Genomic DNA, 19,623 nt, shown 5'->3' with positions numbered 1-19,623 from the left:
GCTCCACAGAGCGTGTCGCAATCCCACCCCATGTCCGCGTCAGAGGTTAGGCTCGGAGTCATCCGGCAGCAGCCGTCGGCGAGAAGGAGGAGCCACATGGCCCGCATCGGTGAGAGCGCCGACCTCTTCAAGTGCTCCTTCTGCGGAAAGAGCCAGAAGCAGGTCCAGCAGCTCATCGCGGGCCCCGGCGTCTACATCTGCGACGAGTGCGTCGAGCTGTGCAACGAGATCATCGAGGAGCGGGCGGCCGAGCAGGGCGCCGGCGTCGTATCCGAGTTCGACCTCCCGAAGCCGCGCGAGATCTACTCCTTCCTCGAGGAGTACGTCGTGGGGCAGGATGCCGCGAAGCGGGCGCTCTCGGTGGCCGTGTACAACCACTACAAGCGCATCCGCGCCCACGGCACGCTCCAGCCGGCCGAGCAGCGCGCCGACGAGGTCGAGATCGCCAAGAGCAACATCCTGCTGATCGGGCCGACAGGCTGCGGCAAGACGTATCTCGCGCAGACCCTCGCCAAGCGCCTCAACGTGCCGTTCGCCGTCGCAGACGCCACGGCGCTCACCGAGGCCGGCTACGTCGGCGAGGATGTCGAGAACATCCTCCTCAAGCTCATCCAGGCGGCGGACTTCGACACGAAGCGCGCCGAGACCGGGATCATCTACATCGACGAAGTCGACAAGATCGCGCGCAAGGCCGAGAACCCCTCGATCACGCGGGACGTCTCGGGTGAGGGCGTCCAGCAGGCGCTCCTGAAGATCCTCGAGGGGACGGTGGCCTCGGTGCCGCCGCAGGGCGGCCGCAAGCACCCGCACCAGGAGTTCATCCAGATCGACACGACGAACGTCCTGTTCATCGTGGCGGGTGCGTTCGCGGGGCTCGAGGACATCATCTCGTCGCGCGTCGGCAAGCACGGCATCGGCTTCGGCGCACCGCTGCACGACAAGGGCAAGGACCTCGACCTCTTCAGCGAGGTGCAGCCCGAGGACCTCCACAAGTTCGGACTCATCCCCGAGTTCATCGGGCGTCTGCCGGTCGTCGCCTCCGTCACGCCGCTCGACCGCGAGGCCCTCATGGAGATCCTCATCGAGCCGAAGAACGCGCTCGTCAAGCAGTACCAGCGCATGTTCGAGCTCGACGGCGTCGAGCTCGAGTTCGAGCGCGACGCGCTCGAGGCGATCGCCGACCTGGCGGTGCTGCGCAAGACGGGTGCGCGCGGCCTGCGCGCGATCCTCGAGGACGTGCTCGGGCCGATCATGTTCGAGATCCCCTCGGCGGAGGATGTCGACAAAGTCATCGTGACGCGGGCCTCCGTCGACGAGGGCGCCCCGCCCACGCTCGTGCTGCGGCACAAGCGCAAGAGCGCCTGACCGAACCCCGACCCGTCGCCGGGGGTGTCGGTGGCCCGTCCTAGCGTGTGGCCATGGTCCCCACGCCCTTCACGATCGCGGTGTCCGACGCCGAGCTGGACGACCTGCGGCAGCGCCTCGAGCGCACGCGCCTCGCGCCGGACTCGCCGCGCCGGATCCCCGCCGGCATGACGCGCGAGTATTTGGCGCAGCTCGTGGACTCGTGGCGCGACTTCGACTGGCGGGCGAGGGAGCAGTGGCTCAATGCGCACCCACAGTCCACGGCAGAGGTCGACGGCGCGACCGTGCACTTCGCCCACTTGAGATCGAAGGATGCCTCGGCGCCCGCGCTGCTCGTCATGCACGGCTGGCCGCACACCTTCGCGCTGCAGCTCGACTTCGCCGATCTCCTCCCCGACTTCCACGTCGTCGTGCCGAGCTTCCCCGGCTTCGCGTTCTCGACCCCGTACTCCGACCGGCCCATGACCGAGGCGAACCTCGCTCACACGATGCACGTGCTCATGACCGAGGTGCTCGGCTACGACTCGTACCTCACCTACGGCGAGGACGTGTCCGCCAACGTCAACGACCTCATCGCCGCGACGCACGGCGACCACGTACTGGGCATCGTCGCGACGCACTCGCACTTCCCGTCCCATGCCGAGCGCGAGCGGCTGACCGCGCCGGACGAGGTCGCCTTCTTCGAACGACTCGCGGCGGAGCACCATCCGAACGGCGGCTACGGCCACATCCAGGCGACGCGCCCCGACACGCTCGCTGCGGGCCTCAACGACTCGCCCGCAGGCCTGGTCGCCTGGCTCGCCGAGAAGCTCGTCGAGTGGAGCGACACCCCGCTGGGTGACCCGCGGCTCGTCGAGCGCCGCATCTCACGCGAGCGCATCATGACTGAGGCGATGATCTACTGGACGACGCAGAGCATCGGCTCGTCGTTCCGCCCCTACTACGAGGGCGCGGATCAGCCCGACCCGATGCCTCCGGTCGACGTGCCCGCCGCCGTGTTCATCCAGAAGCACGAGGGCGACTACCCCGAGTCGCTCGCACGCTCGTACTACCGCGATCTGCGCACCTTCGAGCGACTCGAGGAGGGTGGTCATTTCGCGATCGCCGAGGTCCCGGACGCGATGGCCGCGCGAGTGCGGGCGTTCGCGCAGGAGATCGGGGCACTGGGCTGACGAGAGCCGCAGGCGCGCCTGCGGCTTCGGGGACCGGGCCCAGGGGCTCGACCCGGGGCATCAGCCGCGGGCGACCTCCTCCAGCAGATCCGTGATCGCCTGCTTCGCCTCGTCTGCGGCGGCCTGGTCGGGCAGCTTCTCGCACGTGATCGTGATGGGCGCCCCCGACGCGTTCTCTGGCCCCGCGGCCGCCGAGAGTCGCGTCCCGTCGGGGAGCCGCCAGCGCATGACCGGCATCGCGGCCGTGAGATTCTGGCCGTGCGGTGCGCCGTAACGAGCGGTGAGGGCTTCGCCCACCGCCGCGAGAGCCTCGAGCCGCGTGCCCGGGATCGTCTTCGCCTTCTGCGTGTTGAACGTCCCGTCCGCCCGCTGGCCGGGCACGCGTCCCTTGCGGGCCTGCTCGTAGCCGACGGTGATGCCTTGCGCCCACCACGCCGCGACGCTCTGCTCGTCGGTCAGCCAGCGCGCCGTCTCGGCGTGCGTCCAGGCGCGCGCGCCCGCAGAGTCGAGCAGATCGTGCCATTCGGCGTGGCCGCGCCCCGTCGCGGCGCGCATGGCGTCATCGCCCATGTTCTCTTCGAACCGTTTCGCCATGGCTCTATTGTCCCCGTGATCAGTGCGCGCGGCCCCTGCGTTCGAGCAGCGGCCATGCAGCAGCATCCGGTCGTGCAGGCGGGCTTCCCAGCGGCGGCTCATCGTGGTACGTTTCGCCCCAGTCGCCGTGGGGGCGTGCAAAGGGGCCTGATGTTTGGGGGGTCCTGCCATGCACATGGTCGAGCCGAGCAGCAGAGTGCCGAAGCGCAGGCGGGCGGGCACACGACTTCGCTCAGCGCAATGGGGGCGGGCTCTGGCCGCCGCGCTCATGCTGAGTGCCGTCACCGTCGCCGCCCCGGTCGGGGCATCAGCGGCCGGTCCCACCGAGAGCATCCGGTCATTCCTCGCATTCGAGAGACTCGGATGCGCGAAGCCGTCCCAGTGCGGCATCTTCGTGCTCGGGCTCCGGAAGGGATCGAATCGGATGGTCGAGATCCGGCTCGGCAGCGGTCACGCTCCTGCCTGGTCATCCGACGGTGAACGCATCGCGTTCTATGACAACCGTGACGGCGACGAGGAGATCTTCGTCATGGACGCCGACGGCCGCCACGTCACGCAGCTCACCCACAACGACGTGGACGACGGCGATCCGACGTGGTCGCCCGATGACCGGCAGATCGCTTTCACAAGGTTCTCCATCGAGGGTCCCGACATCTACGTCATGAACGCCGACGGAGCCGGTGAAGTCAACCTCACCAATACGTCGCCGGCCTTCGAACAGGAGCCGTCCTGGTCGAGCACGGGCAAGATCGCGTTCGTGCGCTCGGTGGACCTCTGGACCATGAACCCCGATGGCAGCGAGCAGCTGCGGCTGACCGATACGCCATCGCTCGCTGACTACGGTCCCGACTGGTCACCCGACGGTCGAGAGATCGCATTCACCTCGCAGGAGTTCGGCGGCGGCATCTTCACGATCCGTCCGGACGGTTCCGGCCTCAGGCACCTGCCGAACACCGCCGAGGGTGACAGATTCCCCACGTGGGGTCCGCTCGGTGCACAGATCGCCTTCTCCAGTCAGACGGAGGCCGGCGAGGACATCTTCCGGATTGACGCCGACGGCGAGGCTCGAATACAGCTGACGGATACTCTGTACAGCTGGAAGCCGGATTGGCGGCCCTGACGCGCGGGGCTCGCCGACCCGCCCTGAACCCCCGCCGCCTGATCAGGCCGCGAGGCCCCGTCGTTTGAGCAGAGGCCCTATCTCGGCATCCCGTCCCCGGAAGTCGCGGTAGGCCTCCAGCGGATCCTTCGAGCCGCCGACCCCGAGAAGGCGCTTTCGGAACCGATCGCCGTTGCCGCGCGTGAGGCCGCCGTTGTCGCGGAACCACTCGACGGTGTCGGCGTCGAGCACCTCGCTCCAGATGTACGAGTAGTAGCCGGCGCTGTAGCCGCCGGAGAAGACGTGCGCGAAGTACGTCGACGAGTAGCGCGTCGGTGCGGCGGGGTTGTCGAGCCCGATGTCGGCGAGGGCGGATGCCTCGAACGCGGCGACATCGATGTCTGCTGCGGCCTCAGCCGCTGTGAGCGAGTGCCACGCCTGGTCGAGCCACGAGGCCGCGAGGTACTCGCTCGTGGCGAACCCCTGGTTGAACGTCTCGGACGCCGCGAGCTTCTCGATGACGTCGGCCGGGAGCGGAGCGCCCGTGTCGATGTGCTTCGCGTAGCGCGACAGCACCTCGGGCCAGTAGATCCACATCTCGTTGACCTGACTCGGGAACTCCACGAAGTCGCGGAAGACGGCCGTCCCGGCGAAGTGCGGGTACGTCACGGTCGCGAAGAGCCCGTGCAGGGCGTGGCCGAACTCGTGGAAGAGCGTCGTCACCTCGTCGAGCGAGAGCAGTGTGGGCTTGCCGGCGGCGGGCTTGGGGACGTTGAGGTTGTTGACGACGATGGGGCTCGTCTCGCGCAGGCGCGACTGCGTGACGATCGAGTTCATCCACGCGCCGCCGCGCTTCGTGTCGCGCGTGTAGAGGTCGAGGATGAACAGGCCCAGCGCCGAGCCGTCCGCGTTGTGCACCTCGAAGACGCGCGCGTCGGGGTGGTAGGCCTGCAGGTCGGGGCGCTCGGTGAAGGTCGTGCCGTAGAGCTCGGTCGCAGCGTGGAACACGCCGTCCTGCAGGACGCGCTCCGCTTCGAACCACGGGCGCAGGGCGGCGCGGTCGAGGTCGTACTCCGCCTGGCGCACCTTCTCGGTGTAGAAGGCCCAGTCGTGGGCCTCCAGCGGGAACGGCTCCGGTCCGGCGTCGATGAGGGCTTGCAGCGCCTCCTGCTCGCGGTGCGCGTTGCGGGCGGCGGGTGCGGCGAGCTCGCGGAGCAGCGCGTGCACGGCCTCGGGGGAGCCGGCCGTCTCGTCGGCGGTCACGAACGCCGCGTGCGTGTCGAAGCCGAGAAGCGCCGCGCGCTCGGCGCGCAGGCGCACGATCTCCAGGAGCACCTCACGGTTGTCGTACGCGTTGCCGCGCGATCCACGCGAGCGCGAAGCATCCAGGATCTTCTTCCGGCTGTCGCGGTTCGTGAGGCTCGCAAGATACGGATGCCCCGTGAACAGCGTGAGGCTCACGAGGAAGGAGCCGTCGAGTCCGCGGTCGGCGGCGGCCTGCGCGGCGGCGGACAGCTCGCCCTCGGAGAGGCCGTCGAGCTCCTCCTCAGACTCGAAGACGACCGCGAGCTCGTTCGTGTCGTTGAGGAGGTTCTTCTCGAACGTCGTCGTGAGGGTCGACAGCCGCTGGTTGATCTCTGTCAGCCGAGCTTTCGCCACGTCATCGAGCCCCGCGCCGGCCTGCGTCTTCTCGGTGTAGTGACGCTCGACGAGGTAGCGCTGCTCGGCATCGAGGCCCAGGTCGTCGAGCTGATCGTGCAGGGTCTTGATCCGCCAGTACAGCTGCGCGTCGAGCTGGATCGAGTCGTAGTGCGCGGACGTCAGCGGCGCGAGGGTCTCCTCGATCTCCTGGATCTCGGGCGTCGCGTCCGCCGACGAGACCGTATAGAAGGCGCGCGAGACGTCGCCGAGCAGCCGGCCGCCGGCTTCGAGCGGCGCCATGGTGTTCTCGAACGTCGGCATTGACCGCACCCGCGTGATGGCCGCGATCTCCGCCTTGTGCTCGTCGAAGGCCGCCTCGAAGGCGGGCAGGTAGTGCTCGGGCTTGATCGCGGCGTAGTCCGGAAGCCGGTACGGGAGGGAGCTCGGCGTCAGCAGCGGGTTGTCGGAGACCATGCCGCCGAGCCTATCGAGCCCGGCGCGACCTCAGCCGCGGTCAGTGCCCGCCGAACCCCGTGTCATCGTCGTGCCCGACGACGGGCTCGCCGTCGGGCCCGAGCGTCACGATGACGCCCGTGTCCAGCTCCGCGATCGGCTTGCCCTCGAGCCACGTGAGCGTCCATCGGGGTCGCGGCTGACCGAGCTCGTCACCGGGGGTCGCATCGTCGACCTGACGGATGCCCTTGGCGAGCGCCGCCGGCACGGCGGCCGGCGGCTCGTCGCCCGAGGTCCAGCGTGTTCCGAGCTGCATGTCAGACCTCCACGGGGGCGAGTTCGATGTCCGAGACCGTCGTGGTCTCGGCATCCGCGTATTCGATCTCAGCGATGCGGCCGACGGCCTTCAGGTCGCCCTCCGCGAGGCGAAGGGCCTCGACGGATGCTGTCCGCGCCGAGATCGTGACGCGGTTGACTGGCGTCTTCTGCGAGGCCTTCGCCTCGGTCTTGGCGCGGCGGATGCCGACGAGCGCTTCGCTCACGGCGACGAGGACGGAGGGGTCGCCGTCGATGCCGAGCGGCTCGGGCCATGCCGACGTGTGGATCGAGTCGTCGTGGAACCACGACCACGACTCCTCGGCCGCGAACGAGAGCACGGGTGCGAATAGGCGCAGGAGCGTCTCGAGCGCGATGCGCAGGGCGAGGGCCGCCGACGCCTGGCCGACGTCGGTCTGGTTGTACGCGCGCTCCTTGACGAGCTCGAGGTAGTCGTCGCAGAACGTCCAGAAGAACGACTCGGCGATCTCGAGCGCGCGCGCGTGGTCGTAGGCGTCGAGCGCCTTCGTCGCCTCGCGCACGACGCCGTCGAGGGTCGCGAGCATCGAGGCGTCCAGCGCGTGCGTCACCTCGGCGCCGTCGGGCACGGGGAACGAGAGCACGAACTTCGCCGCGTTGAGCACCTTGATCGCGAGGCGGCGCCCGATCTTGATCTGCGTCGGGTTCTGCGGGTCGAAGGCCGCGTCCGTGCCGAGGCGGCTCGAGGCGGCCCAGTAGCGGACAGCATCCGATCCGTGCTGCACGAGGATGTCGGCGGGCGTGACGACGTTGCCCTTCGACTTCGACATCTTCTTCCGGTCCGGGTCGACGATGAAGCCCGAGATGGCGGCATCCGACCACGGCGAGCGGCCGTCCTCGAGCGCGCTGCGCAGCAGCGTCGAGAAGAGCCAGGTGCGGATGATGTCCTGGCCCTGTGGGCGCAGGTCGAAGGGTGCCACGAGGTTCCAGAGCTCGGGGTCGCGCTCCCAGCCGCCCGCAAGCTGCGGCGTGAGGGAGGACGTCGCCCACGTGTCGAAGATGTCGGTCTCGCCCTCGAAGCCTCCTGCGACGCCGCGCTGATCGGCGGTGAAGCCGTCCGGCACGTCGGTCGAGGGGTCGACGGGCAGCTGGTCGCGGCTCGGCACGAGGACTCGGTCGTAGTCGCGCTCGCCGTTCTCGTCGAGGGCGTACCAGACGGGGATCGGCACGCCGAAGAACCGCTGGCGGCTCACGAGCCAGTCGCCCGTGAGTCCATTGGTCCAGTTCTCGAAGCGCACGCGCATGAAGTCGGGGTGCCACGAGATCTCGCGGCCCAGCCCGATCAGCCGGTCGCGCAGGGCCTCGTCGCGAGCGCCGTTGCGCAGGTACCACTGGCGCGTCGAGACGATCTCGAGCGGGCGGTCGCCCTTCTCGTAGAACTTGACGGGGTGCGTGAAGGGCTTCGGGTCGCCGATGAGCTCGCCCGACTCCTGCAGCAGCTCGACGATGCGCTTCTTCGCGCTGAACACGGTCTTGCCGGCGAGCTCGGCGTAGGCGGCCTTGGCCCCGTCGGTCACGATCGCCTCGGGAGCCTCGGCGATGACGCGGCCGTCCTGACCGAGGATCGTGCGGTTCGGGAGGTCGAGCTCGCGCCACCAGATGATGTCGGTCACGTCGCCGAACGTGCAGATCATGGCGATGCCCGAGCCCTTGTCCTGCTGCGCGAGCGGGTGGGCGAGCACGGGGACCTCGACGTCGAAGATCGGCGTGCGCACCGTCGAGCCGAAGAGCGACTGATAGCGCGGGTCGTCGGGGTGCGCCACGAGCGCGACGCACGCCGCGAGCAGCTCGGGACGCGTCGTCTCGATGTGGACGTCGCCCGACCCGTCGGTCTTGTGGAAGCCGACGCGGTGGTATGCGGCCGGCTGCTCGCGGTCCTCGAGCTCGGCCTGCGCGATCGCCGAGCGGAAGTCGATGTCCCAGAGCGTCGGCGCGAGGGACTGGTACGCCTCGCCGCGCTCGAGGTTCTTCAGGAACGCGAGCTGGCTCGTGCGGATCGTGTCGTCCGAGATCGTGCGGTAAGTCTGGGTCCAGTCGACGCTCAGGCCGAGCTTGCGCCACAGCGCCTCGAAGTGCTTCTCGTCCTCGACCGTGAGGCGCTCGCACAGCTCGATGAAGTTGCGGCGGCTGATCGGCACCTGGTCGGCGGCCTTGCTGCTCTTGTTGTCGCCGCCCTCGTACGGGGGAGTGAAGTCCGCCACATACGGCAGGCTCGGGTCGCACCGCACGCCGTAGTAGTTCTGCACGCGGCGCTCGGTCGGCAGGCCGTTGTCGTCCCAGCCCATGGGGTAGAACACGGTCTTGCCGCGCATGCGCTCGTAGCGCACCTTGACGTCGGTGTGCGTGTAGCTGAACACGTGGCCGATGTGCAGGCTCCCGGACGCCGTCGGCGGGGGAGTGTCGACGGAGTAGATGCCTCCGCGGCCGACCTCGGCCGCCTTGGCGCGGTCGAACAGGTACGTGCCCTGCTCGGTCCACGCGGCATCCCACTTGTCTTCGAGACCCTCGAGTGCGGGCTTGTCGGGGATCAGCGCATCGGCCATGGGGTCTCCTTGTGCGATATGTGCGGCACTGTGTGAGCGTGCCTGAGTGTGGGATGCCGGACGATTCTACCGGCCGGGCCTGCGTGCCTGCCCGAATCGCAGCATCCGTCGCGAGTCATTGCGGTGCGCAATATCAAGGAGATGGGCAGGAACGAGGACGCTGTAGGGAAGATTGATCCTCAGTTCTGTCCATCTCCTCGTTTCTGCCCGCCGCGCGCTTCTCCACAACGGATGCTGTCGAGCGCGTGTCCACCTGAGATCCGGCGTCCGCGCTGCGAGCGTCTCTCATCCGCCACACTCGTCGCGTGCTGATCCAGGAGTGGGTGTGGGACCGGGGCGGCATCGTCCGGTCGACCGATCTGCGGCGGGCTGGATGGAGTGGCCGGGCGCTGTCCTCGGCGGTGGCTCACGGGATCCTTCAGCGCCCGCGAAATGGATGGCTCGCCGTCCCGAGCGTTGATCCGCACCTCTTCGCGGCGGCGAGGGCGGGCGTCGTCCTCACATGCGTGACCGAGGCCGCGAGGCTCGGTCTGTGGGTGCTCGAAGTAGACCGACCTCACGTCGCCGCTCCACCACATTCCGGCACCGTCCGGATCGAAGTCGGATCCGACGGCTCCCGGAAGGCCACGGTCCATTGGAACCACCCGGTCGTGCCGAGGCATCCTGGCGCGCTCGTCGACCCGATCGAGAATGTGCTCGCCACCGTCGCGGTGTGTCGGCCTCACGAGGAGGCGCTCGCGATATGGGAGTCCGCACTCAACAGGGGCATGGTCGATTCGCTTGCGCTGAAGCGACTCCCGTTCACGGGGCGGGCGCGTCAGCTCCGGGAGGAGGCGAGTCCGTATTCGGACTCTGGGCTGGAGTCATTCGTGGTTCCGCGGCTGAGGTGGATGCGCCTGCGGATCGTTCCCCAGGCCTGGCTTGCGGGCAGGCCCGTCGATTTCTTGATCGGCGAGCGACTCGTCCTCCAGATCGACGGCGGGCATCACGTGGGTCCGCAGCGCGAAGCCGACATCGCGCATGACGCGCGCCTGATGCTCATGGGATACCACGTCATCCGGGTCGGGTATGGGCAGGTGGTCGACGACTGGCCTGGCGTCCAGGCGCTCATCATGCGCGCGGTCGCCGAGGGCCTGCACCGCGCGACCTGACCGCCGAGCCGCCTCCGCCGACTTCGCATCTGCTCTATTGCGCAGAAGCGAGGAGAAGGGCGATTTCGAGGACTAGAAGGCGCTCAGGCATCCTCGTTTCTGCCCATCTCCTCGTTTCTGCGCACCCCGGCGGGTCAGCCGCGGACGTCGATGCCGAGGGCCAGGGCGAGCGACACCGCGAGGGTCTCGACCTGGCGCTCGGACAGCGTCGTGCCGCGCAGCGTGTCGGGCCGGGTGAAGGCGAGGGCCTCGAGCCCGCGGAGGTCGACGTGCTCGGCCTTGAGGCCCTGGGTCTCGACCTCGTCGGCGCGCGAGTCGGCGAAGGCGACGCGCGACAGCGTCGCGAGCGGCAGGTCGACCGCCCCGATGGAGCAGCCGGACACGAGCACGTCGGACGCCTGCGCGCCGCGCAGCGAGAGGTAGTCGATGCGGATGCCGCGCAGCTCCACGCCGCTCAGCTCGGCGCCGCTGAGGTCGAGCGTTCCGATCCGGCCGCCCGTCAGTCGCACGGTGCGCCACGTGGCGTTGCGTGCGACGAGCTCGGTCGCGCGCAGCTCCGCGATGTCGACGTCGATGAGCGTCGCGCCCGTGAGGTCGAGGCGGGAGACGGATGCCGCGTCCACCGCGCACTCCGTGAGACGCGTGTGCGCAGCATCCGTCTCATCCGCCAGGTCGTGGATGCGGGCGCCCACGAGGTCCGCGCGCCGCTCGAGCCCCGACACCGACTCCAGCGCGGAGGGCAGGTCGGGGGCCGAGGTGCGCGGCGCGAGCGGACCGCGTGGGCGCACCACTCAGCGCTCTTCGGGCTTGCGCGCGCGCCGCTCGGCGGGCGGGACCGAAGCGACCGTCACGGCCGGACCTCGACGATCTCCTCGCCGTGCCCGGACTCGGATCCGAGGCCCTCCTCCGGCTCCGGCCGGCGCCGCGCGGCGGCCCACGCCGAGACCAGCGTGATCGCCGAGAGCAGCACCAGGACGATGCCGGGGTGCCACCACGCGAAGTCCGTCGCGCCGCCGAGCGCGACGGTCACGAGCGGCACGAAGCCGCTCACGGTCGCCGCGATGGCGTACGCGATCGACAGCGCCGAGTAGCGGAAGTGGTCGGGGAACAGGTCGTTCATGAGACCGCCGAGCGCCGCCCACGACATGGTCGGGAGGATGCCGCCGATGATCATGGTCGCGACGAGGATCGGGAAGGTCGCGAACTGCAGCAGCCAGTACATCGGGAACGCGATGAGGAGGGTTCCCAGCGCACCCCACGCGACGACCCTCGCCGAGCCGATGCGGGTCGCCCACACACCGAACAGCGGGATCGTCACGAGCTGGAGGAGGGCGCCGATCGTGGTCGCGACGAGGAGGTCCTGGAAGCTGAAGCTCAGCTGCTCGACGCCGTAGTTGATCGTGTAGGTGTTCATCAGCGAGTACGAGCCGATGCCGAGCAGCGCGGCGCCGATCGCGATGGCGAGCGCGCCCGGGCGCTGCTTGAACATCGTGAGGAACGGGATGCGGTCGCGCCGGCCCTCCGCGAGCACGTGCTCGAAGACCGGCGTCTCGCTGATCGACCAGCGCAGGTAGAGCGAGACGAGCAGGAGCGGGAAGGCGAGGAGGAACGGGATGCGCCAGCCCCACGCGACGAGCTCCTCCGTCGGCAGGATGAACGTCATGGCGATGAAGACGACCGCCGACAGGATCGAGCCGACGGGCGAGCCGAGCTGCGGGATCGCGGCGTAGAAGGCGCGCTTCACCGGCCCGGAGTGCTCCGTCGCGAGCAGGATCGATCCGCCCCACTCGCCGCCGAGCGACAGACCCTGCGCGATGCGCAGGAGGATCAGCAGGAACGCGCCGATCCAGCCGGCCTGCGCGTACGTGGGCAGGACGCCGATGAGGCCCGTCGCGACGCCCATGATGCCGACCGTCCACAGGAGGGTCGCGCGGCGCCCGAGACGGTCGCCCATGTGACCGAAGATCGCGGCGCCGATCGGGCGCACGACGAACGCGAGCGCGATCGTCGAGAAGGCAGCGAGGGTCCCGCCCAGGTCGCCGAGCGGGTCGAAGAAGAGCGGGCCGACGAAGAAGGCGGCGAAGTACGCGAAGACGTAGAAGTCGAAGGACTCGAGGGAGGTTCCCACCATCGACGCCCACGCGACGCGGCGGGCGGGGGATGCTGTGGGTGCTGGTGCGGGTGGTGCAGAGGTCACAGGCATCCATCCTGCCACCGCTCAGGGGTTGCTGGACCGGGTCCAGCAAGACGGCTCACGAGGCGGAGACCGCGTTCGCGGCGATGACGCCGGAGTACCACTCGGCGCTCCGCTTGGGCGTCCGCTCCTGCGTCTGGAAGTCGACGGCGACGATGCCCCAGCGCTGCTGGTACCCCTCGGCCCACTCGAAGTTGTCGAGCAGCGACCACACGTAGTACGCCTCGAGGGGCGCGCCGTCCGCGATCGACCGCGCCGCCTGCTGGAAGTGGGTTCGCAGGAACTCGATGCGCTCCGGATCGTCGACCGTCAGGTCGGGGGTCGGATCGGGGATGCCGTTCTCCGTGATGAGGAGCGGGATGGCGGGGTAGTCCCGCACGATGCGCATCAGCAGGTCGTACAGCCCCTCCGCCTTGATCTGCTGCCATGTCGCGGCGGAGGTCGGGGCGATCGACGTCTCATTGCCCGACGCATCGACGCCCGTCACGCCGTAGTACTGCACGGCGAGGAAGTCGATCGGCGCGGAGATCGTCTCGAGGTCGCCGTCCTCCTGCACCGTCATCCACGCGGCGGGCCGGGCGGGGAGCTGGCCCGGCAGCGAGCCGATGGCCTCGTCGGGGTACGTCCCCTTCAGCACGGGGTCGAGGAAGAGGCGGTTCTCCCGCGCGTCGAGGCGCGCGAGGCCGTCGGCCCGCCCAGCGTCGAGCGGGTAGGCCGACACGAGATTGAGCGGGATGCCGATGCGCCCCGCGGCGCCGCTCTCCCGGAAGCGCTCGACCGCCAGCCCGTGTGCGAGCAGCTGGTGGTGCACGGCCGCCGCCGCTACGTCGGGACTGCGCAGGCCCGGAGCATGCGCGCCGTACCAGTGCCCGACGAAGGCGTGGGTCTTGGGCTCGTTGAGCGTCATCCAGTCCGCCTCGACGTCGCCGAGGGCGTCGAAGCAGAGCTCGGCGTAGTCCGCGAAGCGCAGGGCGGTCTCGCGCTTGGCCCAGCCGCCGGCATCCTGCAGCGCCTGGGGGAGATCCCAGTGGAACAGCGTGATCGCGGGCCGGATGCCCCGCTCGACGAGCGCGTCGACGACGCGGCGGTAGTGGTCGAGGCCGGCGGCGTTGGCGGGCCCGGAACCCGTGGGCTGGATCCGCGGCCACGCGAGCGAGAAGCGGTAGGCGCCCAGGCCCAGCCCCGCCATGAGGTCGACGTCCTGCGCGTACCGGACGTACTGGTCGGCCGCGGGATCGCCCGTCGACCCGTCCCGGATGGCTCCGGCGCGGGCCGCGAAGGTGTCCCACACCGACGGGAGGCGTCCGTCGGCCGTCACGGAGCCTTCGACCTGGTACGCGCTCGTGGCCGCGCCCCACACGAAGCCCTGTGGGAAGGCCATCGGCTTCGCCGGCGGCATCCAGGAGGCGGATGCTGTCGGCGTCGGGGTCGTGCTGCCCCCCGGCGCGCACGCGGCGAGGGCGGCGGCGAGCGCTCCTCCGCCGGCCATCGCGAACAGGGTGCGACGGCTGAAGCGGGCGGGCAGGCGGGCGGGCACGTCTTCGGGCATGTCTCCCTCTCGCGTGGGAGCGCTCCCACGGTGGTCAGTCGAGAGGATATCGGATTCCGGGCCGGTACAATCGTCGGACAGACATCGATCCGGCCATCACCGGGGAGTCTTCGGAAGAACGATCCCGACCCCTCGAGGGCCGGGATTCACTAGAACCGAACGGGGCAGGCCCGTCACAGCCGCAGTGAGAGTGGGCCCGCACGGGTCAACGCAGGGTGGTACCGCGGTGCGCCTGGTCAGCAGTCCAGGCGGCGTCGTCCCGGCAGAAGCCGATGAGACGAGACCCTGCGAGACGCTGATGACCTATCCTCATTACCCAACTCGGTCCCTGAGTGGCGGCGAAGCCGCGGATCGAAGGGTCGGACCCGCCGACGGCGCGCAGCCCGTCGTGCCGAGCCCGCGCTTCCCCGAGATCGAGCGGGACACGCTCGCGTTCTGGGAGCACGACGACACCTTCCGCGCGTCCATCTCGAACCGCGACGGCGCCGAGGAGTGGGTGTTCTACGACGGGCCGCCCTTCGCCAACGGCCTCCCGCACTACGGACACCTCCTGACGGGCTACGCGAAGGACCTCTTCCCGCGCTTCCAGACGATGCGCGGCAAGAAGGTCGACCGCGTCTTCGGGTGGGACACGCACGGCCTTCCCGCCGAGCTCGAGGCGATGAAGCAGCTCGGCATCACCGAGAAGGACGAGATCGAGGCGATGGGCGTCGCGACCTTCAACGCGAAGGCGCGCGAGTCGGTGCTCGAGTACACGCAGCAGTGGCAGGACTACGTCACGCGCCAGGCGCGGTGGGTCGACTTCGAGCGCGGCTACAAGACGCTCGACACGTCGTACATGGAGTCCGTGCTCTGGGCGTTCAAGACGCTGTACGACAAGGGCCTCGCCTACGAGGGCTATCGCGTCCTGCCCTACTGCTGGCGCGACGAGACGCCGCTGTCCAGCCACGAGCTGCGCATGGACGACGACGTCTACAAGATGCGCCAGGACCCGTCGGTCACCGTGACCTTCCCACTGACGGGCGCGAAGGCCGAGGCCCTGGGCCTCACCGGCGTCCGGGCGCTCGCGTGGACGACGACGCCGTGGACGCTCCCGACGAACCTCGCGCTGGCCGTCGGCCCAGGCATCCGCTATGCCGTCGTTCCGGGCGGCCCCGAGGGCGCCGCCGACGTGCACCCCGGCGACGACCCCGTCGAGGCGACGGCACACCGCTACCTCCTCGCAGAGGACCTGATCGGCGGCTACGCGAAGGACCTCGGCTACGAGTCGGCGGATGCCGCGCGCGCCGCCGTCGAGCAGACCGTGCTCGGCAGTGACCTGCAGGACGTCCACTACGACCGCCTCTTCGACTACTACGCGGATGCCGCGACCTGGGGCACCGCGACGGCGTGGCGCATCCTCGTCGACGACTACGTCACGACCAGCGACGGCACGGGCATCGTCCACCAGGCCCCGGCCTACGGCGAGGACGACCAGCGGGTCACCGAGGCCGCCGGCATCCCGCTCATCATGAGCCTGGACGACGGCGGACGCTTCCTCCCGCAGGTGACGGATGTCGCCGGCGAGCTGTGGATGGACGCGAATACGCCGCTCGTGCGCCTCATCCGGCAGGCCGGGCGCCTCGTGCGCCTCGCGAGCTACGAGCACTCGTACCCGCACTGCTGGCGGTGCCGCAACCCGCTCATCTACAAGGCGGTCTCGAGCTGGTTCGTCCGCGTGACGGACTTCAAGGACCGCATGCTCGCGAACAACGAGCAGATCACGTGGGTGCCCGAGAACGTCAAGCACGGGCAGTTCGGCAAGTGGCTCGAGGGCGCGCGCGACTGGTCGATCAGCCGCAACCGCTACTGGGGCTCGCCCATCCCGGTCTGGAAGAGCGACGACCCCGAGTACCCGCGCGTCGACGCCTACGGCTCGCTCGAGGAGCTCGAGCGCGACTTCGGCCGGCTCCCGCGCAACAGCGACGGCGAAGTCGACCTGCACCGTCCGCACATCGACGAGCTCACGCGGCCGAACCCCGACGACCCGACGGGCAAGAGCACGATGCGCCGCATCGAGGACGTGCTCGACGTGTGGTTCGACTCGGGCTCGATGCCGTTCGCGCAGGTGCACTATCCGTTCGAGAACCAGGAGTGGTTCGACGAGCACTCGCCCGCAGACTTCATCGTCGAGTACATCGGCCAGACGCGCGGCTGGTTCTACCTCATGCACGTCCTGTCGACGGCGCTCTTCGACCGCCCCGCGTTCACGGGCGTGTCGTGCCACGGCATCGTGCTCGGCAGCGACGGGCAGAAGATGTCCAAGTCGCTGCGCAACTACCCCGACGTCAGCGAGGTCTTCGACCGCGACGGCTCGGACGCCATGCGCTGGTTCCTCATGTCCAGCTCCGTGCTGCGCGGCGGGAACCTCGTCGTGACGGAGGAGGGCATCCGCGCCGGCGTGCGCGAGTTCCTCCTGCCGCTGTGGAACGCGTGGTACTTCTTCGCGACGTACGCCAACGCCGCGGGCGGTCCTGGCGGCTCCGGGTACGAGGCATCCTGGCGCACAGACTCCACCGACGTGCTCGACCGCCACATCCTGGCGCTGACGGGCGACCTTGTGCGGGACGTGGCGGCCGATCTCGAGGGCCTGGACTCGACGATGGCGGCGGCCAAGCTCCGCGACTTCGCCGAGGCGCTCACGAACTGGTACATCCGCCGTTCGCGCGACCGGTTCTGGGTCGGGGTGAACGACGACCCGCGCTCGCGCGAGGCGTTCGACACGCTCTACACGGTCCTCGAGACGCTCACGCGCGTCGCCGCCCCGCTCATCCCGCTCGTATCCGAGCGCGTCTGGCAGGGGCTCACCGGCGGCCGCAGCGTCCACCTCGCCGACTGGCCGGACGCCGATGCGTTCCCGGCGGCCGACGACATCCGCTCGGCCATGGACGCTGTGCGCGAGGCATCGAGCGTCGCCAACGCCCTGCGCAAGAAGGTCGGCAAGCGCGTGCGGCTTCCGCTTCCGCGCCTCACGGTGGTGGTTCCGGATGCCGCGTCCCTCGCGCAGTTCGAGGACATCCTGCGGGACGAGCTCAACGTCAAGGCCGTCGAGCTCGTCGAGCTCGGCGACGGCATCGCGGAGCGCTACGGCATCAGCCAGCGCCTGAGCGTCAACGCCCGCGCGGCGGGTCCACGCCTGGGCAAGCAGGTCCAGCACGTCATCGCGGGTGCGAAGGCCGGCGTGTGGGAAGAGGTCGACGGCGGCGTCGTCGTCGACGGCATCGCGCTGCACCCGGGGGAGTACGAGCTGACGCTCGAGGCCGGCGGCGTCGACGAGGGAACGGCGATCGCGCTGCTCGCGGAGGGCGGCTTCGTCCTGCTCGACACGACGACGACGGCGGAGCTCGAGGCCGAGGGCCTCGCGCGCGACGTCATCCGCGCCGTGCAGGACACCCGCAAGGCCGCCGGGTTCGACGTGAGCGACCGCATCCGTCTCCAGCTCGCCTTCGACGACGTCGACGATCGCGTCGCGGTCGAGTCGGCGTTCGCCGCGGCGGACGTCGCGGGCGAGACGCTCGCGACCGAGCACGCGCTCTACGGCCCGCGGGGGAGCCTCCCCGCCGAGCCGGCGGCGGGCCACGTCGCGGAGTTCGCGAAGGGCACGTTCGCCAACCGGGGCGGCTTCGCCGTCGCCGTGACGAAGGTCGTCCAGGAAAGCGAGCGGAGCGAGCCCATGCCTGCACCGAGCGAGCGGAGCGAGTCGAAGTGAGTGATCGCGACCGTCAGCGTGCCGACGCCGTCTACGCGGCCCTGCTGGAGCGGCAGGGGGAGCGCTGGGTGCAGCCGAGGGTCGAGCGCACCCGCCGTGTCCTGGAGCTCCTCGACGACCCGCAGCGGACCTACCGCGTCGTGCACGTCACCGGCACGAACGGCAAGACGTCGACGAGCCGCATGATCGAGAGCCTCGTGCGCGCCCACGGCCTGCGCATGGGCCTGTTCACGAGCCCGCATCTGGAGCGCTTCACGGAGCGCATCATGATCGACGGCGAGCCCATCGCCGACGCGGCGATCGCCGACGCGTGGGACGAGGTGGAGCCGTTCGTCGACCTCGTGGACGCCGAGCTCGCCGCGACGGACGACGCGCCGCTCACGTTCTTCGAGCTCCTCACGGTCCTCGCCTTCGTCGCATTCGCCGACGCGCCCGTCGACGTCGCGGTGGTCGAGGTCGGCATGGGCGGGTCATGGGACTCGACGAACACGGCCGACGGGGATGTCGCGGTCATCGCGCCGATCGACCTGGATCACGCGGATCGACTCGGCGAGACGATCGGCGAGATCGCCGCGGTCAAGGCCGGCATCATCAAGGACGGTGCCGCTGTCGTCTCGGCGAGACAGGATGCCGCAGCCGAGTCCGTCCTCCGCGCGACGGCGGCCGAGAAGGGCGCCACGATCGCGTTCGAGGGCAGCGACTTCGCGCTCACCGAAGGCCGGCTCGCCGTCGGCGGCCAGCAGATCACGGTGCGCGGGCTCGCGGGCGTGTACGAGCAGGAGTACCTGCCGCTGTACGGCGAGCACCAGGGCTTCAACGCCGCCCTCGCGATCGCGGCCGTCGAGTCGCTCGTCGGCGGCGCGACGCAGCCGATCGCGGGCGACATCCTCGCGGAGGGACTCGGCCAGGTCACCTCGCCCGGACGGCTCCAGCTCGTCGGCGCGGCTCCGACCGTGCTCGTCGACGCCGCGCACAATCCGCACGGCGCTCGGGCGCTCGTCTCGGCGCTGCAGGCCTCGTTCGACTTCGACGAGTGGGGCGTCGTGATCGGGATCCTCGCCGACAAGGATGCCGCGGGCATCGTGTCGGCCCTCGCGCCCGTCGCGACCCACGTCTTCGCGACGGCCCCCCAGTCCGACCGCGCGAACGACGCCGAGCGGATCGCGGATCTCGCCGAGCTCGCGGGACTGCCCGTCACGGTCCACGGCGATGTCGCGGACGCCGCGGAGGCCGCGCGCGCGTGGGCCGCGGCATCCGATCGTCGCGCCGTCGTGATCGCGGGCTCGGTCGTCCTGGCCGGCGAGGCGCTCGCGGTCGCCGCGCGCGAGGACTGGAAGTCCGGGTGGTCGGAGTGACCGCTCCCGCCGCGCCGCGGCCGCGTCGCAGCCGGGGCGCCGCGGAATCGCTCGGCTCCATCGTCCTGGTCTTCGAGTCGATCGTCGTGTTCCTGGGCGGTCTCACGGTGTTCGGGCTCAAGGCGCTGCCTGCGGGCATCGAGCCGTGGTGGGGGGTCGTCGCGGGCACCGTGCTCGCGGCTCTCATGCTCCTCACCGCCGGCGTCCTGCGCTATCGCTGGGGCATCTGGCTGGGCTGGGCGCTGCAGGTGCTCCTGCTTCTGGGCGGATTCCTCTTGCCGGCCCTGTGGATCGTCGGGATGATTTTCGGCGGCATGTGGGCGTATGCCACGATCAAGGGGGCGTCGCTGGACAGGCGCAACGCCCGACTGGCCGCCGAGGCCGAGACTGCGAACGGAGACTGAC

At 69.9% G+C, this 19,623-nt stretch carries 14 protein-coding genes; 7 read left to right on the top strand and 7 right to left on the bottom strand.

The genetic code is table 11. The features are described 5' to 3' along the window. Nucleotides 1–96 precede the first annotated feature (96 nt). Together clpX and ABZ477_RS02795 are read left to right on the top strand one after the other, a co-directional pair. Complete coding sequence (clpX, locus tag ABZ477_RS02800; protein ID WP_360127490.1) at nt 97–1,365, top strand: ATP-dependent Clp protease ATP-binding subunit ClpX; 1,269 nt, start codon at nt 97–99, stop codon at nt 1,363–1,365. 53 nt (nt 1,366–1,418) lie between these two features. Further along, nucleotides 1,419–2,537, top strand: a complete 1,119-nt coding sequence (locus tag ABZ477_RS02795) for an epoxide hydrolase family protein (RefSeq protein WP_360127487.1) — start codon at nt 1,419–1,421, stop codon at nt 2,535–2,537. Between the two features lie 60 nt (nt 2,538–2,597). Here ABZ477_RS02795 and ABZ477_RS02790 read toward each other — a convergent pair whose 3' ends face one another. Beyond that, nucleotides 2,598–3,131, bottom strand: coding sequence for a hypothetical protein (locus ABZ477_RS02790; RefSeq protein ID WP_360127484.1), 534 nt, complete (start codon nt 3,129–3,131; stop codon nt 2,598–2,600). Between the two features lie 424 nt (nt 3,132–3,555). On the opposite strand from ABZ477_RS02790, the gene ABZ477_RS02785 reads away from it, so the two are divergent. Continuing rightward, nucleotides 3,556–4,251, top strand: coding sequence for a hypothetical protein (locus ABZ477_RS02785; protein ID WP_360127481.1), 696 nt, complete (start codon nt 3,556–3,558; stop codon nt 4,249–4,251). 42 nt (nt 4,252–4,293) lie between these two features. Here the strand turns inward: ABZ477_RS02785 and ABZ477_RS02780 are convergent, their stop codons facing one another. The 3 genes from ABZ477_RS02780 to valS are packed head-to-tail and all read right to left on the bottom strand — an operon-like array spanning nt 4,294 to nt 9,221. Beyond that, entirely contained in the window at nt 4,294–6,345 is a 2,052-nt protein-coding gene (locus tag ABZ477_RS02780) for a M3 family metallopeptidase (protein ID WP_360127478.1), read from the bottom strand. Between the two features lie 40 nt (nt 6,346–6,385). Next, a complete protein-coding gene (locus tag ABZ477_RS02775) occupies nt 6,386–6,640 on the bottom strand; it encodes a hypothetical protein (RefSeq protein ID WP_360127475.1) in 255 nt (84 codons plus the stop codon). A gap of 1 nt (nt 6,641) precedes the next feature. Then, nucleotides 6,642–9,221, bottom strand: a complete 2,580-nt coding sequence (gene valS / locus ABZ477_RS02770) for a valine--tRNA ligase (protein WP_360127472.1) — start codon at nt 9,219–9,221, stop codon at nt 6,642–6,644. Between the two features lie 305 nt (nt 9,222–9,526). Here valS and ABZ477_RS02765 point away from each other — a divergent pair, with 305 nt between their 5' ends. Continuing rightward, nucleotides 9,527–10,372 carry a type IV toxin-antitoxin system AbiEi family antitoxin domain-containing protein gene (locus tag ABZ477_RS02765; RefSeq protein WP_360127469.1) on the top strand — a complete coding sequence of 282 codons (846 nt, stop codon included), beginning with the start codon at nt 9,527–9,529 and terminating at the stop codon, nt 10,370–10,372. A gap of 134 nt (nt 10,373–10,506) precedes the next feature. Here the strand turns inward: ABZ477_RS02765 and ABZ477_RS02760 are convergent, their stop codons facing one another. Genes ABZ477_RS02760 through ABZ477_RS02750 form a run of 3 tightly spaced genes read right to left on the bottom strand, consistent with a single transcriptional unit; the run spans nt 10,507 to nt 14,115 of the window. Continuing rightward, the gene (locus tag ABZ477_RS02760) at nt 10,507–11,163 is read right to left on the bottom strand and encodes a pentapeptide repeat-containing protein (RefSeq protein WP_360127466.1); all 657 of its coding nucleotides are present in this window, start codon (nt 11,161–11,163) and stop codon (nt 10,507–10,509) included. A 56-nt stretch (nt 11,164–11,219) separates the two neighbouring features. Continuing rightward, a complete protein-coding gene (locus ABZ477_RS02755) occupies nt 11,220–12,575 on the bottom strand; it encodes an MFS transporter (RefSeq protein WP_360127463.1) in 1,356 nt (451 codons plus the stop codon). Nucleotides 12,576–12,624: 49 nt separating this feature from the next. Then, a complete protein-coding gene (locus ABZ477_RS02750) occupies nt 12,625–14,115 on the bottom strand; it encodes a GH1 family beta-glucosidase (RefSeq protein ID WP_360127462.1) in 1,491 nt (496 codons plus the stop codon). Nucleotides 14,116–14,413: 298 nt separating this feature from the next. Between ABZ477_RS02750 and ileS the strand changes: the two genes are divergently transcribed. The 3 genes from ileS to ABZ477_RS02735 are packed head-to-tail and all read left to right on the top strand — an operon-like array spanning nt 14,414 to nt 19,622. Continuing rightward, a complete protein-coding gene (ileS, locus tag ABZ477_RS02745; protein WP_360127459.1) occupies nt 14,414–17,863 on the top strand; it encodes an isoleucine--tRNA ligase in 3,450 nt (1,149 codons plus the stop codon). Continuing rightward, complete coding sequence (locus ABZ477_RS02740) at nt 17,860–19,218, top strand: folylpolyglutamate synthase/dihydrofolate synthase family protein (RefSeq protein ID WP_360127456.1); 1,359 nt, start codon at nt 17,860–17,862, stop codon at nt 19,216–19,218. Before ileS ends, ABZ477_RS02740 begins: the two co-directional genes overlap by 4 nt. Further along, nucleotides 19,206–19,622: a DUF4233 domain-containing protein gene (locus ABZ477_RS02735; RefSeq protein ID WP_360127453.1), complete on the top strand. Its 417-nt coding sequence runs from the start codon at nt 19,206–19,208 to the stop codon at nt 19,620–19,622. Before ABZ477_RS02740 ends, ABZ477_RS02735 begins: the two co-directional genes overlap by 13 nt. Nucleotide 19,623: the final 1 nt, after the last annotated feature.

The organism is Microbacterium sp. NPDC019599 (assembly GCF_040632175.1).
Classification (GTDB): Bacteria; Actinomycetota; Actinomycetes; order Actinomycetales; family Microbacteriaceae; genus Microbacterium.
This window is presented reverse-complemented; position numbering and strand designations above follow the sequence as displayed.

Excerpts from the sequence above, each read along its gene's own strand:
- ABZ477_RS02755 (WP_360127463.1), bottom strand. The coding sequence starts at position 12,575 with ATGCCTGTGACCTCTGCACCACCCGCACCAGCACCCACAGCATCCCCC.
- ABZ477_RS02775 (WP_360127475.1), bottom strand. The coding sequence starts at position 6,640 with ATGCAGCTCGGAACACGCTGGACCTCGGGCGACGAGCCGCCGGCCGCC.
- ABZ477_RS02780 (WP_360127478.1), bottom strand. The coding sequence starts at position 6,345 with ATGGTCTCCGACAACCCGCTGCTGACGCCGAGCTCCCTCCCGTACCGG.
- ileS (WP_360127459.1), top strand. The coding sequence starts at position 14,414 with ATGACCTATCCTCATTACCCAACTCGGTCCCTGAGTGGCGGCGAAGCC.
- ABZ477_RS02790 (WP_360127484.1), bottom strand. The coding sequence starts at position 3,131 with ATGGCGAAACGGTTCGAAGAGAACATGGGCGATGACGCCATGCGCGCC.
- ABZ477_RS02750 (WP_360127462.1), bottom strand. The coding sequence starts at position 14,115 with ATGCCCGAAGACGTGCCCGCCCGCCTGCCCGCCCGCTTCAGCCGTCGC.
- valS (WP_360127472.1), bottom strand. The coding sequence starts at position 9,221 with ATGGCCGATGCGCTGATCCCCGACAAGCCCGCACTCGAGGGTCTCGAA.
- ABZ477_RS02795 (WP_360127487.1), top strand. The coding sequence starts at position 1,419 with ATGGTCCCCACGCCCTTCACGATCGCGGTGTCCGACGCCGAGCTGGAC.
- clpX (WP_360127490.1), top strand. The coding sequence starts at position 97 with ATGGCCCGCATCGGTGAGAGCGCCGACCTCTTCAAGTGCTCCTTCTGC.
- ABZ477_RS02785 (WP_360127481.1), top strand. The coding sequence starts at position 3,556 with ATGGTCGAGATCCGGCTCGGCAGCGGTCACGCTCCTGCCTGGTCATCC.